The following is a 15,283-nucleotide window of genomic DNA, read 5'->3' on the forward strand; positions in this document are numbered from 1 at the left end:
GCACTCATCCGACCAGCCAACGCCACCTCAGCCACCAACGACAGCTCCTTGAGCGCCGCAGCATTACGGACCAACTGTGAGGCCTGCCCCGCATTCATCCGCAACTGGTTACGCACCCACGCACTCAACGTCGAAGCACCATCAACCTCAAAATCCTTCGACGAATCCAGCTCAGCCAACAACGCCGCCTTCGCCGCATCAACCGCATGCTGCAAATCCTGAAGCGCGTGAATCTGCTCGCGCACGTCGCCGCTACGAAGCATCTGCGCCGCATTGCGCATCGCGTCAATCGTGGGTGCCGGATTCATACTTCAAACCTAAACACCACCCCAGACACCCCCATTTCGCAACAGCAGACTTATCCACAACGCCCGTAGATTGGTGCCATGCATCGCTTCACCCAGGTCGACGTCTTCGCATCTGAGCTCACCTCGGGCAATCCCGTCGCCGTCGTGCACGACGCAGATGACCTCGACGACCAGCAGATGGCGGCGTTCGCACGATGGACCAATCTCTCGGAGACGACGTTCATGCTCCGGCCCACTGTCCAAGGCGCCGACTACCGCCTTCGCATCTTCACGCCTGGCGGCGAACTGCCGTTCGCGGGACACCCCACCTTGGGATCGGCCCGCGCCTGGCTGGACGCAGACGGAAATCCGAGCACCCAGGAACAGATCGTGCAGGAATGCGACACCGGCCTGGTCAGAGTGCGGATCGACGGTGACCGGCTCGCCTTCGCCGCACCTCCGTTGCTGCGTGACGGACCGGTCGACCCCATCGATCTGGCCGAAGCAATCACCACCTTGGGACTGACCCAAGACCAGGTCATCGACGCGGCCTGGGCCGACAACGGCCCCGGTTGGGTCGCGTTACTGCTCGACAGCTCTGAGTCCGTACTCGGGATCGACCCCGACACTTCGGCGTTCGGGGTGCTCGACAAGATCGGTGTGGTCGGCCCGCATCCTCCCGGAACCGAAGCCGCCTTCGAGGTCAGGGCCTTCTTCCCGGGCGCGATCGGCGAGGACCCCGTCACGGGAAGCCTCAACGCTTCGATCGGCCAGTGGCTGACCTCGACCGGCCGAGCGCCTGCCTCCTACGTCGCCGCGCAGGGCACCCGGCTCCAACGCAAGGGACGGGTCCACGTCGATCTGGTCGGCGATGACCTGTGGGTCGGCGGCCAGACCACGATCGGCGTCACCGGCACCGTCGCGCTCTGAACCCGAGGGCCACTACTCAGGCCAGGCCCATGTGTTTGCCGGCATCGCGCAGGACGTCTTCCAGACCGGCGACGATCTCGTCGAGCAGCGCTTCATCCGCGATCAGCGGCGGAGCGATCTGCAATACCGCATCGCCGCGGTCATCGCACCGCGCGATGATTCCGGCCTCGCGCAGACGACGCGGCAGGAATGACCGCAGCAGTTCATCGCGTTCGCCTTGGTCGAATCTGGTGCCCTCATCGTCGCTGACCAGTTCCATGGCCCAGAAGAAGCCCGCGCCGCGGACATCGCCGACGATCGGCAGGTCCAACAGCCGCTGGAGCTTGTCATGCAAGGGCTGCGCGAGCGCGCGGACGTTCTCCAACACCTGGTCGCGCTCGATGATCTCGATATTGCGCAAGGCGATCGCGGCGCTCAACGGGTGACCGCCGAACGTGATGCCGTGGCGGAACACCCGGCTGCCGTCGACCAGCGGAGCCAGAACCCGCTTACGCACCAGAACCGCGCCCATCGGCGCATAGGCCGAGGTCAATCCCTTGGCGACGCTGATCAGATCGGGCGCGATGTCCTCGCGCGAGATCGCGAACCACTCCCCGATCCGGCCGAATGCCGTGATGACCTCATCGGCCATGAGCAACGCGCCGTACTTGTCGGCCAGTGAACGCAGACCCTGCCAATAACCCGGCGGCGGCACGAAGCAACCACCCGAGTTCTGCACCGGCTCGGCGATGATGAGCGCGACCTCGTCGACGCCCGCCGCGATGATCGCATCCTCGACCTCGGTCAACAGTCGCTGGCAGAACGCCGCCGGATCCTTGTCCGGATCGAGGCGGTACTCATTGGTATTAGACACGTGTGTCACGTCGATCGGCGGGGTGCCGAAGTCGTTCTTGAAGCCGGCGACCCCCGTGAACGACAAGGCGCCGAGCGTCACTCCGTGATACGCGCGGTCGCGCGCGATGGCCTTGGTGCGCTGCGGCTGACCGATCGCGATGAAGTGCTCGCGCACCATCTTCCAGGCCGCCTCGACCGCCTCGGAGCCTCCCCCGGTGAAGAACACCTTGTAGTCGTCGGCCGGTGCCAGGCTGCTCATCTTCTCGGCCAGATCGATCGCGGCTGGATGGGCGGTCGCCCAGTTGGTGTTGAAGGGCAGGGTGCGCAGCTGTTCTGCGGCGACTTCGGCGATCTCTTCGCCGTAGGAGTAGCCGAGCTGCGCACAGAACAGGCTCGACAGTGCATCGATATAGCGGCGTCCCTGCGTGTCGAACACGTACGGACCCTCGCCCCGGTCGAGGACAAGCAGATTGTCGAGCTCCTGCTTGGAGAAGTGCATGACCAGATGGTCACGCGCGGACTGCTGAAGGCGATCGTGGTCCGGGTTCGGCTGGTTCATGGTGGGCACCTCTTTCTAGGAGCTGAGCAGGGTCTAGGAGCTGGTCAGGATGTGGTCGGCGAGCTCGGCGCCGACGCGCAGCGCGCCGTCGACGTGCTGGAAGCCGAGTCCGGCGACGTCGGAGCTGCCGATCTGGATCGGACCGGCGGGTTCGCGCAGGCGGGGCCCGAATCGGGTCAGACCGCCGAGGTCGAAGCTCGCGCCGTATGCCCCGCTGCCGAGCTCTTCGGACGTCCAGTCGCTCTCGAAGTAGGTCAGCGGCTGCTCGGCGTCGGGACCGAAGTACCTGGCGAGGCTCGCCAGGATCGTGGCCTGGCGTTCGTCCGCGTCGAGCCGGAGCACCTCGTCGGCCTGCAGGTCTGACACGAACGCCACCAGGGTGCCGCGGTCGTCGCCGTGATTGGTGTTGTCGTAGGCCTCGTGCACCACGAGGTACGGGCTGAACGCGGTGCCGGACAGCCCGGCGTCACGCCAGAAGGGCGTCTCGTACGTCGCATGGACTTTGATAACCTGCCCGAACGACTGGTGCTGGCGGGTCTCGCGTTGGATCGACGGGAGCGGCGGCTCGAACCGCACGCGCGTCACGGCCGTCGGCGGGATCGCGAGGATCAGGTGTCGGGCGTCGACCGTCAAGTCGCCGCTGATCACGTGCACGCCGTTGTCGGTCCAGACGACCTTCTCGACGTCACGGCCCGTGTGCACCGCGTCGCCGAGCCGTTCAGCCAGTCGCAGCGGCACCCGCTGCAGCCCACCGATGACCCGCTTGTCGAGGATGAACTCCGAGTCGACCAGGTTGCTGAAGCTTCCGGCGCTGGCCGCCATCAAGACCGCCTGCAGCGCCGAGAAGGCGTGGGCGGGCTTGGTCAGCATCGCCTGCGCGATGAACATCGCGATGTTGTCGCGGGCCTCGCGCTCATCGGTGTTGGCGTCGAGCCAGCCGGCAAAGCTGATCTGATCGAGCTCGGCGGCACCGGGCATCGCCCACGGCCGAGCCGGATCCATCTGCGCCGACAGCTCGTCGAGCAGCGCCGTCAGCCGATCCATCTCCGCTTCGACCGCAGGCGGGACGGGCAGGACCTCACCGGTGAACGTGCGCCGTTCGCCGTCGAGACCGATGTACACCGACTCCCCCTCACGGTGGCGCTCGAACGTCTCCAGGCCGAGCTCGTCGAGCATCGCGAGCAACGCCTCTTGGTCGGGCGAGACCCACTGGCCGCCGAGCTCGAGGTCGACGCCGTCGACCTCGTCGGTCCACAGCCGCCCGCCGACTCGTTCGCGACTCTCCAGCACCGCGACGGTGCGGCCTGCCCGGTGCAGCGCGTACGCCGCCGACAAGCCGGTCGCGCCCGCGCCGACGATCAGTACGTCAACATCCTGAGTAGTCACAGATCAGCCCTCCACGTTGCTCATGACGTGCTTGACCCGGGTGTACTCCTCGAGTCCGTAGGCCGAGAGGTCCTTGCCGTGGCCGGAGGCCCCGAATCCACCATGCGGCATTTCCGAGACGAAGGGAATATGGGTGTTGACCCAGACGCAGCCGAAGTCGAGCTCGGCGGTCAGCCGCAGAGCCCGACCGTGATCCTTGGTCCACACACTTGCGGCTAGGCCGTACGGGACGTCATTGGCAAGCTCGACAGCCTGCTCCTCAGAGGTCATCGACTGCACCGTCAACACCGGACCGAAGACCTCCTGCTGCACGATCGCGTCGGTCTGACGGACACCTGAGATGACGGTCGGCTCGAAGTAGAAGCCATCGCCGGGAGCGCGCGTGCCACCCGTCTCGATCGTGGCGTGGGCGCCCAGACCTGCGATCATCCGTTCGACCGACGCCAGATGGCCGGCATTGTTGAGCGCGCCGTACGTCGCCTCGGCATCGTCCGGCAGACCCGGACGTGCCTCCTTGGCCTGTGCGACCAGCAGCGCCAGCAGCTCGTCATGAACATCTTCGTGGACGATGACCCGCGTCGCCGCGGTGCAGTCCTGGCCGGCGTTGAAGTAGCCGCCGATCGCGATGCCTTCGGCAGCGGCCGCCAGATCCGCATCCGCGAACACGACGGCCGGTGCCTTGCCACCGAGTTCGAGGTGCGCCCGCTTGAGGTTCTTGGCCGCCGACACCGCGACCTCGATGCCTGCCCGCACCGAACCCGTGATCGCGACGAGACCTGGGATCTTGTGGTCGACCATGAGGCGGCCGGTCTCGGCATTGCCGTTGACGACGTTGAAGACACCCGCGGGCAGGATCTCGCCGCAGATCTCGGCCAGACGTACCGTTGAACGTGGTGTCGTGTCGCTGGGCTTCAGCACGATCGTGTTGCCCGCGGCCAGCGCCGGAGCGATCTTCCAGATCGCCATCGCGAACGGGTAGTTCCACGGCGTGACCTGCGCGACGACGCCGATCGGCTCGCGCCGGATGCTCGACTGCAGACCCTCGACGTACTCCCCCGACGACTTGCCCTCCAAGAGGCGTCCGGCTCCGGCGAAGAACCTCAGCTGGTCAACGCCTTGGTCGATCTCCTCGGTCGCGATATGCCCCTTGATCTGACCGGTATCGCGCGACTGCAGCTCCACCAGCTCGTCACGTGCCGCCTCGACCGCGTCGGCGATCTTCAGCAAGGCGAGCTGCCGCACGCGCGGGGTCGTCCGCTTCCACGTCTTCGACGCCGCCAGTGCGGCTGCGAATGCCTCGTCGACCTCGGCCTCGGTCGAGATCGGCGAACGGCCGTCGACCTTGCCGGTCGTGGGATCCACGAGCTCGATGAAGTCGGTCGCCGCCGAGTCGACCAGCGCGCCGTTGACGTAGTTTTGAATGAGATCGCTCATGGGGTGCCCGTTTCGATGATGTAGATCTTGCGGAGAGTTTCAGTGATGGTCCAGGTCGTGCGCTCACCGGCGCGCAGACGAGCCGCCGTGCCCGGCACCAGCGTCAGCACCGAGCCGTCGTCGAACTCGACCTGCCCGCGACCGCTGAGCACGATGAACACCTCATCGACTTCGGTGTCGGTGACCTGCCCCTCGGTGATCTGCCAGATCCCGATATCGGTTCCACCGACTGCCGCGAGCCCGGCGGACGAGACGGCCGGACTGCCCTGCCTGACGTCGGCCGGGTCCAACTCGTCGTTGTCGAGCGCCGCGATATTGACGTCGGCGGCGAGTACGCGTTCGCTCATGAGTCGAACCCGAGTCCGAGCCTGTCGAGCGTGCGCAAGAGCAGATTCCGACGTCCCTGATCGTGATCGGCCCGGTCGAGCGACCACCGAGTCGCCTCGATACCGACCGTGGCAAATGGCTCGGGCGGAAACGGGAGCGGCTTCTTGCGCACCATCTCCAGCTGGGTGCGTTCGGTCGGTGTACCGGCGAGCCGGTCGAGCATGACCTCAGCGGCAAATCGGGTCGCACCGACGCCGAGACCCGTGAATCCGGACGCGTAGGCGATACGTCCGCGGCGAGCCAGGCCGTGGAACGCACAGAACTGCGTCGACGTGTCGATCGCACCGGCCCACCGGTGGCTGAAGCCGAGACCTTCGAGCTGCGGGTACGTCGTCAGGAAGTGGGAGGCCAGGCGCCGGAACGACTCGTCCCGGTCCTCGTACTCGGGCCGCACCTTCCGGCCCGGATGATAGATCGCGTCGTAGCCGCCGTAGAGGATGCGATTGTCGGCGGTCAGACGTGAGTAATGGAACTGATTGGCCAGATCGCCGACTCCTTGACGGTTCCTCCAACCAAGGGATGACAGCTGCTCGGAACTGAGCGGTTCGGTCATCAACACGTAGTCGTACACCGGAACCGTCATGAGCCGGCTGCGGCGCAGCAGCGGACGGAACACATTGGTCGCCAGCGCGACCTGCTTGCTGCGGACCATTCCTCGCGCCGTACCGACGTCGACGGTGCCGCGGCGGACCGACCGCAGACTCGTCACGGCGGAGTGCTCGTGCACCTCGACTCCCAGCTTGGCCGCAGCGAGGGCCAGCCCGTGCGCCAGCCTCGCCGGGTGCACCAGCGCACTGTCCTCCTTGGCCCAACGGCCTGCGCGGTAGATCGGACTCGAGATCTCGGCCTGGACGGCCTGCTCGTCGAGTAGCTCACCCTCGGTCATCTCCTCCAGCCACCTGACCTGGTGCGGCTCGTAGGCGACGGACAAGACACCCGTGCGCTCGAACTCGGCATGGATGCCCAGCTCGACCAGATCGCGTTCCATCGCATCGAGGTTGGCCGAGCCGAGCCGTTCGAGCGTGTCGTACTCGTCGGGCCAGCGGCTGCGGCCGTTCTCCTCGCCGTGCGTCAGGCTCGCCTCGACGAATCCGCCGTTGCGACCCGATGCCGCCCAACCGATCGTCTCTGCCTCTAGCAGCACGACACGTGCCCCGGGGTCACGGCGCTTGGCCAGCACAGCCGTCCAGAGCCCGCAGTACCCGCCGCCGACCACCGTCAGATCGGCCGTGTGGCCGCCTTCGAGCTGCCGGTACGACTCCCCTGGAGCGTCGTCGAGCCAGAAGACGCGCTGCTCAGAACCTGCGMGCGCCGCAGTCACGGCGCTCGCAGGTGGCGCTTGGCGTTCGAAGACCGTGCTGTGGCGACTCATAGTTCAGTTCTACTCATTGGGTGCTCGGGAAAGCCAGCTCTAGTCCGCTCGTGCGGGTCACCGACGGATCTGCCCAGCGGGAAGTGATGACCTTGTTGCGGGTGAAGAAGTTGATGCCCTCGGTTCCGTGCGCGTGGCTGTCACCGAACAGGGAAGCCTTCCAGCCACCGAACGAGTGGTACGCAACGGGCACCGGCACCGGCACATTGATGCCGACCATGCCGACCTCGACCTCCATCCCGAACTTGCGGGCGGCACCGCCATCGGTCGTGAACAGCGCCGTTCCGTTGCCGTACGGATTGTCACGGATCAGTTGCATCGCCTCGTCGTACGTGTCGACGCGAATGACCGACAGCACCGGGCCGAAGATCTCCTCGGTGTAGATGTCCATATCGGTCGTGACGTGATCGAACAGCGTCGGGCCGAGCCAGAATCCGTCCGCCCCACCGCGTGGCTCGACGTCGCGACCGTCGATGACAACTGTCGCGCCGGCCTTCTCACCGGAGACGACGAAGTCGGCGACGCGGTCTCGGTGCACACGCGTCACGAGCGGACCCATGTCAGCCTCGCGCTGATCGGAGCTCGCACCGTCGCCGACGACAAGAGTGCGGGTGCGCTCGGCGATCCGGCCGACCAGATCGTCGGCGATGTCACCGACCGCGACCAGCACGCTGATCGCCATGCAACGCTCACCTGCGCTGCCGTATCCGGCGTTGACCGCGGAGTCGGCCGCCAGGTCGAGATCGGCGTCGGGCAGCACGATCATGTGATTCTTCGCCCCGCCGAGCGCCTGGACCCGCTTGCCGCGGGCACTGGCCCGCTCGTAGACGTATTGCGCGATCGGGGTCGAGCCGACGAAGCTGATCGATGCGACGTCGGGGCTGTCGAGCAGCGCGTCGACTGCGGTCTTGTCGCCCTGAAGGACGTTGAAGACGCCGTCGGGCAGACCGGCCTCCTGCCACAGTTCGGCCATCCACAAAGCGGCGGAGGGATCCTTCTCGCTCGGCTTGACGATGACCGCGTTGCCGGCGGCGATCGCGATCGGGAAGAACCACATCGGGACCATCGCCGGGAAGTTGAACGGGCTGATGATGCCGACGACGCCGAGCGGCTGGCGCAAGGAGTGCACGTCGATGCCCGTCGAGGCCGCCGCCGAGAAGCTGCCCTTCAGCAGATGACCGACGCCGCACGCGAACTCGACGACCTCTTGGCCGCGCGCGACCTCCCCCCTCGCATCCGAGAGGACTTTGCCGTGCTCGCGGGTGATGATCTCGGCGACCTCGTCGCTGCGGGCGTTCAACAGTTCACGGAACGCGAAGATGACCTGGGTGCGTTTGGCGACTGACAGTGCCGCCCATTCGGGCGCCGCAGCAGTAGCTGCGGCGATGACCTGCTCCGCATCCTGCGGCGAAGCCAGCGCCACCTGGCCGGTGACCTCTCCGGTGGCTGGATTCATCACGGGTGCGAAGCCCTGAGGGTCGCCCTCGAACGGCTTGCCGGCGGACCAATGGGCGATCGTGACTGTCATGCAGCTCCTTCAGGCGGTGGTCCTTCCAGTTTGGCCCTTGCACGGGCTGGAAGCCACGATCACAGTGTCTCGACCTGGCCCGACAACTCATACACAGTGTCAACCCACGAGGGTAGGCTTGGACCGTGTCATTAACCCTACGCACGATGCTCTCGCTCGACGTCTTGGCCACCGGGGAGCCTGAAGTCGTAGCCGGCGAGGAGCTGCTCGATCGGCCCGTGCGCTGGGTCCACGTCACGGAGGTCGACGACATCGACGACCTCCTGGGCGGTCACGAGGTGGTGCTCACGACCGGCCTGCCGATCAGCGGGCCTTCGGCGGATCCCCGTCGCTTCATCCAGCAACTCGCCGATGCCAGCTCCTGCGGTCTGATCGTCGAACTCGGACCCCGTCTGCCGACACTTCCCGGTGATTTCGTCGCGGACGCCGAGCGGCTCGGCGTACCGGTCGTCGCACTGCACGCGGGAGTGCGATTCGTCTCGATCACCGAAACCGTGCATCGCATGATCGTCGGAGAGCAGTATCAGGGTCTCGAGTTCGCCCAACGCACGCACGAGGTGTTCACGAATCTCAGCCTCGACAGCGCGGACGCGCCGACGATCCTGCAGGAAGCCGCCGAGCTGATCAACGGCCCGATCCTCTTGGAAGATGCCGGCCACCGCGTCGTCGCGCTGGCACAGCACGGACAGACCTCCGGCGAGTTGTTGCGGACGTGGGAGGAGCGCAGCCGTCGGGCACCGGTGCTCGACGAGCCCGGCACGTCGGGTCCCGAAGAGTGGCTGACGTGCCCGGTCGGACTTCGCGGATCGCCGTGGGGCCGGATCGTGGCTCCCGGCCGGATCGACGACCGGGTCGGCACAGCGGTCGTGATGCAGCGCGCGGCGCAGGCACTGCAGCTGTCAAGGCTCGTCGAACGCGATACGACCCGCCTGCAGTTCCAGGCACAGGAGTCCCTGCTGCAGGAGCTCATGGAAGGCCGGATCCAGGACGAAGCCGACGGTCTGGCGCGGGCTCGCGCGCTCGGCATGCGGCCGACCGCGCTGTATCTCCCGGTCGTCGCATCGTTCGGGCCGACACCGCTACCCGATCAGATCGCCAGGCAGCGACGGGCCCGCACCCACCTCGAGTCGATATCCGAGGCGTTGCGGGCGGCCCGCCTCACCGGGATCGCCGGCGGCGTCTCCGACGGTGTCGTCGGCATCATCTTGGCGATCCGCTCCGAATCGGCCGAGGATCCCGCGCTGACGGCATTGGCCAGATCGACGGCCGAACGCGAGGAGTCCCGCTCGACGCCCGGATCGGCCGTGCTCGGCGTGGGCCGTTCGAGCGGCACGCTGCTGGGGGCAGCGGCGCGCGTGCGCACGACGGTGCACATCGCCGAGGCGGCCCACGCACTGCCGACGTCGACCCTGGCGTGGTTCCGGTCGACCGACGTCCGGCTGCGGGGCCTCGTGGCCCAGTTGCAGGACGATGAACGCGTTCTGGGCTTCACCGAATCAGAGCTCGCACCGCTGTTGGCCCACGAGGCCGAGCACGACGGGGGGCTGCTCGACCTGCTGCGGAAGTACGTCGAGCTGCGCGGCAACAAGGCAGCGCTCGCACAGGCCAGCCACATCAGCCGCCAGTCGCTGTATGCCCGACTGAAGAAGGTCGAACAGATCTTGGCGACCGACCTCGACGACTCCGAGTCCGTGCTGTCACTCGCCGTCGCCCTGATGGTCCACGACATCCGCACGCCCGGCAGGACAAAAGAATCTGGTTCTGTCCGCTGAATCGCGGACAGAACCAGATTCTCGAGTCCCTCAATTGAACCAGCCCTCAGGGGAGGGATCAGACCAGGTCGAACCGGTCCGCGTCCATGACCTTGACCCACGCCGCGACGAACTCCGACACGAAGCGCTCCTTGGCGTCATCGCTTGCGTAGACCTCGGCCAGCGCGCGCAGCTCGGAGTTCGAGCCGAACACGAGATCGGCACGGGTGCCGGTCCAGCGGACGTCGCCAGCCGCATCGCGGGCTTCGAACACGCTCTGCGTGTCGTCGACGGACTTCCACTCCACACCCGGCTCCAGCAGGTTGGCGAAGAAGTCGTTGGTCAGCGTGCCCGGCGCATCCGTCAGAACGCCCAGCGACGAGCGGTCGTAGTTGGCGCCGATGGCGCGCAGTCCACCGACCAGGACCGTCATCTCGGGGGCACTGACGCCGAGCAGGTTCGCCTTGTCGACCAGCGCGTACTCGGCCGGCAGGCGACTGCCCTTGGACTCGTAGTTGCGGAAGCCGTCGGCAGCCGGCTCGAGCCACGCGAAGGACTCGACATCGGTCTTGTCCTGCGAGGCGTCCACCCGACCCGGCGTGAACGGCACGACGACGTGGTGACCGGCAGCCGCAGCGGCCTGCTCGACGCCGACTCCACCAGCGAGCACGATGACATCGGCCAGCGAGGCGTGTGCGCCGCCAGCCGCATTGAACTGCGACTGGACGCCTTCGAGGGCAGCCAGCACACGACGCAGTTCGGCCGGGTTATTGGCCTCCCAGGAGATCTGGGGCTCCAGACGAACCCGCGCACCGTTGGCACCGCCGCGCATATCGCTCGTACGGAACGTCGAAGCAGAGGCCCAGGCGGTGCTGACCAGATCGCTGACGCTCAGTCCGGTCGCGATGATCGCGGCCTTGAGCGTCGCGACATCGGCTGCCGTGAGGGGTGCACCCTCGGAGGCGGGGAGCGGGTCCTGCCACAGCAATTCTTCGGTCGGCACCTCAGGACCGAGATAACGGACGACCGGGCCCATGTCACGGTGCGTCAGCTTGAACCAGGCGCGAGCGAATGCATCGGCGAATTCGGCCGGGTTCTCCTTGAAACGGCGCGAGATCTTCTCGTAGATCGGATCGGCCCGCAAAGCGATATCGGATGTGAGCATGCGCGGCTCCTGCTTGCCGTCGCCGAATGCCTCGGGAACCATGTCGGCACCCGCACCATTCTTCGGACGCCACTGCTGCGCGCCGGCCGGCGAGAGGAACAGCTCCCAGTCGTACGCGAACAGGATGTGGAAGAACTCGTTGTCCCAACGTGTCGGGTGGTAGGTCCAGGTGACCTCCAGGCCCGAGCCGATCGCGTCGATGCCCTTGCCCGACTTGTACGACGACTTCCAGCCCAGACCCTGCTGCTCGATCGGGGCGGCCTCGGGCTCGGGACCGACCAGATCGGCCGAACCGGCGCCGTGCGTCTTGCCGAATGTGTGACCGCCGGCGATCAGCGCGACGGTCTCCTCGTCGTTCATCGCCATGCGCGCGAACGTGTCGCGGATATCGCGAGCCGAGGCCAGCGGATCGGGATTGCCCTCAGGGCCTTCGGGGTTGACGTAGATCAGACCCATCTGAACCGCAGCCAGCGGGTTCTCGAGGTCGCGGTCACCTGAGTAACGCTGCTTGCCGCCCTCATCGCCGCCGAGCCACTCGGTCTCGGGGCCCCAGTAGACATCCTCGTCGGGCTCCCAGACATCTTCACGTCCGCCGGCGAAGCCGAACGTCTCGAAGCCCATTTCTTCCAGGGCCACGTTTCCGGCCAGCACCATGAGGTCGGCCCAGGAGATCGACTGACCGTACTTCTTCTTGATCGGCCACAGCAGGCGGCGGGCCCGGTCGAGCAGGACGTTGTCGGGCCAGCTGTTGATCGGGGCGAAGCGCTGCATACCGGCGCCCGCACCGCCACGGCCGTCCTGCACGCGGTAGGTGCCTGCACTGTGCCAGGCCATGCGGATCATGAAGGGGCCGTAGTTGCCGAAGTCGGCCGGCCACCAGTCCTGCGAGCTGGTCAGCAGTTCGCCGATATCGGACTTGAGGGCCGCCAGATCGAGCGCCTTGAATGCCGCCGCATAGTCGAAGTCGGCACCCAGCGGGTTCGCGACATCGGGGTTCTTGGCCAGGATCTTCAGGTTGAGCCGCTTGGGCCACCAACCCTGATTGCTGCTCCCGCTCTCGGTGGGGTGCGCACTGCCGTGCATGACGGGGCACTTGCCCTCCGCGGCGGTGTTCTGAACATTTTCGGTGTCGTTCAGATCAGCCAGCACGGCGTCGTCGTGGTCAGACATATAAGGCCTTTCGTTCTTGGTGTCGAAGGTGGTTCGACCGCACGGCAGTCAGTCTCAGCTTTGCCGGGCGGTGGAGCAGGAGGGGCAGATGCCCCAGTAGATGACCTCGGCTTCGTCGATCTCGAAGCCATGGTCGTGTGAGGGCGTCAGGCACGGCGCCCCGCCGATCGCACAGTCGATGTCGGCGATCGCGCCACACGTGCGACAGACCACGTGGTGATGGTTGTCGCCGACGCGCGACTCATAGCGGGCGACCGAGCCAGAGGGCTGGATACGGCGCAGCAGCCCGGCCAACGTCAACGCCTTCAAGACGTCGTACACCGCCTGATGGGACACATCGCCGAGATTCTGGCGGACCGTGCTGATGACCAGATCGGTATCGGCGTGCGGATGCGAATACACCGCGTCGAGCACAGCCAGGCGCGGCCGGGTCACCCGCAGGTCGACCCCGCGCAGCAACTGCTCGAGATCGGTCTGTGTGGGCACATGACCACCATAGCGCTTAACTTGAACGAGTCAAGAAAGGCTCGCCTGTGCCGGACATGAAAATCGGGTTCTGTCCGCGATATCGCAGACAGAACCCGATTCTTTGGTCAAACCTGATTACTCGTCGAGTGCAGCTGCCACTCGGCGATGGGCTTCCCAGATCGCTTCGGGCAGGTCACGGAACTGCTTGAGGTGCTCCTCGCGGTAGCCCATCTCCTGCTGCCAGCGCGGGACGTCGATCGACAAGATCGTCTCAAGGTCCTTGTCGCTGATCTCCACGCCCTCGAGGTTGAGCTCGTCGGCCGTCGGGATGATGCCGACCGGCGTCTGGCGACCCGTGACCTCACCGTTCTTGAGCTGCAGCAGCCACAGCAGCGGGCGCAGGTTGTCGCGGTAGCCGTGCCACAGGAAGTGGCCGTCTTCGGGATCGCGCTGGAACCAGTTGACGTGAGCGAAGATCGGCGGCTCCGACGCGGCACCGACGATGTCGAGGTAGTGCTGGGCGTAGTCGCCCTCGCCGTACGCCATGAACGGACGGTTCGACATGGGGTCGTAACGCAGGACGCCTTCCTTGCCCTCGGCCGCGGACGTCGCCTCGGCGCCCAGCGTCAGACCGTCGTAGACGCCTTCGGCCAGATCGTGGATCGCCCGGATCAACGGCTCGCGGTCACGGGTACGTCCACCGAAGATGATCGCGTCGATCGGCACACCGGCAGGCGCGTCGTAGTCGGGGGCGATGTTGGGAACGTTGTCGAGCGTCGTGGTGAAGCGGCTGTTGGGGTGTGCCCAGGGCTCACCGGCCTGCTCGGGGGTCCGATCCGTGATCGGATTGCCCTTCCAGTCGAGCCAGTCGGTCGGATCGGCCGGCGGCGCCGGAGTACGTCCCTCCCACCACACCTCGCGGGTGACGGGGTTGTAGGCGATATTGGTGAAGATCGCGTGCGTGCCCGGTGCGATCGAGCCCAGTGCCGTCGGGTTCGTCGTCTCGTTGGTGTCCTTCGCGACACCGAACACGCCGTACTCGGGATTCATGCCGTAGAGCTTGCCGGTGGCTTCGTCGACCCACAGCCAGGCGATGTCGTCGCCGTAGAACGACACGTGATACCGGTCGCCCAGCGCGTCGGGGGCCAGCATCATGGCCAGGTTGGTCTTGCCCGAAGCGCTCGGGAAGCCACCGCAGACGTGGTACGTCTTGCCGGTCTGCTTGTCGTGGATGCCGATCAGCATGTACTGCTCGGCCAGGAACTTCTTGGACGCCCAACCGTCGTAGGCGGCCTGGCGCAGGCCGTGGGCGATCTTGCCGAGCAGCGCGTTTCCGCCATAGGACGAGCCGTAGTGCAAGATCGTGCGCTCGTCGGCGACCGTGACGAAGTAGCGCTGGTCGTCGGGAGTGCCCTGACCGAGGTTCTCCAGGTCACCGGTCACGTGCACCGCGCGCACGAACTGGTTGGGGTCGTCGAGGTTCTCGAGGTACTCGGCACCGACCCGCGACATCCGGATCATGTGCAGGACGACGGTGCGTGCATCCGTCAGCTCGACGCCCGTCGCATACGGCGCGAGCGCGTTGCCGGCAGGAGCCATGAGATAGGGGATGACGTACATCGTCTTGCCCTTCGAGGCTCCGCGCATGCGGTCCTCGAGCAGGGGCTTCATCTCCGACGACGGACGCCAGTTGTTGTACACACCCTTGTCGGACTCACTGCTCGTCGCGACGATCGTGCGCTCTTCGGAGCGGGCGGTGTCCTTGTGATAGCTGCGCGAGTAGTACAGGCCGTCGCCCGCCGGGTCCAGCTCGCCTGCGGCCAATGCCTCCTGGATAAGTCGTGCATCGTCAGCTGCGCTGACAACCTCAACGGCCTCCGCGCCGGTGAGCTCGGCCCAGTACGTGACGTACTCGTGGACCTTCGGGTTGGTCAGCCCTGCTGCATTCAGAACCGCTTCAACGTTTGCCATCGACTGCTCCGACTTCTAGAACTACTGGTGGGTGTTACGCG

12 protein-coding genes are annotated in these 15,283 nt (G+C 66.3%); 2 read left to right on the plus strand and 10 right to left on the minus strand.

The genetic code is table 11. From position 1 onward, the window contains the following. The coding region (locus ACXJKC_RS20260) for a DUF222 domain-containing protein (RefSeq protein WP_456698562.1) at positions 1-308 on the minus strand (308 nt) is incomplete at its 3' end. A 78-nt stretch (positions 309-386) separates the two neighbouring features. On the opposite strand from ACXJKC_RS20260, the gene ACXJKC_RS20265 reads away from it, so the two are divergent. Continuing rightward, positions 387-1,217, plus strand: coding sequence for a PhzF family phenazine biosynthesis protein (locus ACXJKC_RS20265; protein WP_456698563.1), 831 nt, complete (start codon positions 387-389; stop codon positions 1,215-1,217). Between the two features lie 16 nt (positions 1,218-1,233). Here the strand turns inward: ACXJKC_RS20265 and ACXJKC_RS20270 are convergent, their stop codons facing one another. Genes ACXJKC_RS20270 through ACXJKC_RS20295 form a run of 6 tightly spaced genes read right to left on the minus strand, consistent with a single transcriptional unit; the run spans position 1,234 to position 8,717 of the window. Continuing rightward, entirely contained in the window at positions 1,234-2,610 is a 1,377-nt protein-coding gene (locus ACXJKC_RS20270) for an aminotransferase class III-fold pyridoxal phosphate-dependent enzyme (protein WP_456698564.1), read from the minus strand. A 33-nt stretch (positions 2,611-2,643) separates the two neighbouring features. Continuing rightward, on the minus strand, positions 2,644-3,996 hold the full coding sequence (locus tag ACXJKC_RS20275) for a flavin monoamine oxidase family protein (RefSeq protein WP_456698565.1): 1,353 nt from the start codon (positions 3,994-3,996) through the stop codon (positions 2,644-2,646). Positions 3,997-3,999: 3 nt separating this feature from the next. Continuing rightward, the gene (locus ACXJKC_RS20280) at positions 4,000-5,430 is read right to left on the minus strand and encodes an aminobutyraldehyde dehydrogenase (protein WP_456698566.1); all 1,431 of its coding nucleotides are present in this window, start codon (positions 5,428-5,430) and stop codon (positions 4,000-4,002) included. Then, positions 5,427-5,777, minus strand: coding sequence for a cupin domain-containing protein (locus ACXJKC_RS20285; protein ID WP_456698567.1), 351 nt, complete (start codon positions 5,775-5,777; stop codon positions 5,427-5,429). Before ACXJKC_RS20285 ends, ACXJKC_RS20280 begins: the two co-directional genes overlap by 4 nt. Further along, the gene (locus tag ACXJKC_RS20290) at positions 5,774-7,189 is read right to left on the minus strand and encodes an NAD(P)/FAD-dependent oxidoreductase (RefSeq protein WP_456698568.1); all 1,416 of its coding nucleotides are present in this window, start codon (positions 7,187-7,189) and stop codon (positions 5,774-5,776) included. Before ACXJKC_RS20290 ends, ACXJKC_RS20285 begins: the two co-directional genes overlap by 4 nt. Positions 7,190-7,202: 13 nt before the next feature. Next, the gene (locus ACXJKC_RS20295; RefSeq protein ID WP_456698569.1) at positions 7,203-8,717 is read right to left on the minus strand and encodes a CoA-acylating methylmalonate-semialdehyde dehydrogenase; all 1,515 of its coding nucleotides are present in this window, start codon (positions 8,715-8,717) and stop codon (positions 7,203-7,205) included. Between the two features lie 125 nt (positions 8,718-8,842). On the opposite strand from ACXJKC_RS20295, the gene ACXJKC_RS20300 reads away from it, so the two are divergent. Then, positions 8,843-10,489, plus strand: coding sequence for a PucR family transcriptional regulator (locus ACXJKC_RS20300; RefSeq protein ID WP_456698570.1), 1,647 nt, complete (start codon positions 8,843-8,845; stop codon positions 10,487-10,489). A 58-nt stretch (positions 10,490-10,547) separates the two neighbouring features. On the opposite strand, the gene katG is transcribed toward ACXJKC_RS20300, so the two are convergent. The 3 genes from katG to ACXJKC_RS20315 form a co-directional block, all read right to left on the minus strand. Continuing rightward, positions 10,548-12,803: a catalase/peroxidase HPI gene (katG, locus tag ACXJKC_RS20305; RefSeq protein WP_456698571.1), complete on the minus strand. Its 2,256-nt coding sequence runs from the start codon at positions 12,801-12,803 to the stop codon at positions 10,548-10,550. Between the two features lie 54 nt (positions 12,804-12,857). Beyond that, positions 12,858-13,289, minus strand: a complete 432-nt coding sequence (locus tag ACXJKC_RS20310) for a Fur family transcriptional regulator (RefSeq protein WP_456698572.1) — start codon at positions 13,287-13,289, stop codon at positions 12,858-12,860. Positions 13,290-13,406: 117 nt separating this feature from the next. Then, complete coding sequence (locus tag ACXJKC_RS20315; RefSeq protein ID WP_456698573.1) at positions 13,407-15,242, minus strand: phosphoenolpyruvate carboxykinase (GTP); 1,836 nt, start codon at positions 15,240-15,242, stop codon at positions 13,407-13,409. Between the last annotated feature and the right edge of the window lie 41 nt (positions 15,243-15,283).

Source organism: Aeromicrobium sp. P5_D10 (assembly GCF_054049535.1).

What these genes read in the sequence shown, in the direction of transcription:
- ACXJKC_RS20265 (WP_456698563.1), top strand. Translation starts at nt 387, where the DNA reads ATGCATCGCTTCACCCAGGTCGACGTCTTCGCATCTGAGCTCACCTCG.
- ACXJKC_RS20270 (WP_456698564.1), bottom strand. Translation starts at nt 2,610, where the DNA reads ATGAACCAGCCGAACCCGGACCACGATCGCCTTCAGCAGTCCGCGCGT.
- ACXJKC_RS20295 (WP_456698569.1), bottom strand. Translation starts at nt 8,717, where the DNA reads ATGACAGTCACGATCGCCCATTGGTCCGCCGGCAAGCCGTTCGAGGGC.
- ACXJKC_RS20280 (WP_456698566.1), bottom strand. Translation starts at nt 5,430, where the DNA reads ATGAGCGATCTCATTCAAAACTACGTCAACGGCGCGCTGGTCGACTCG.
- katG (WP_456698571.1), bottom strand. Translation starts at nt 12,803, where the DNA reads ATGTCTGACCACGACGACGCCGTGCTGGCTGATCTGAACGACACCGAA.
- ACXJKC_RS20285 (WP_456698567.1), bottom strand. Translation starts at nt 5,777, where the DNA reads ATGAGCGAACGCGTACTCGCCGCCGACGTCAATATCGCGGCGCTCGAC.
- ACXJKC_RS20315 (WP_456698573.1), bottom strand. Translation starts at nt 15,242, where the DNA reads ATGGCAAACGTTGAAGCGGTTCTGAATGCAGCAGGGCTGACCAACCCG.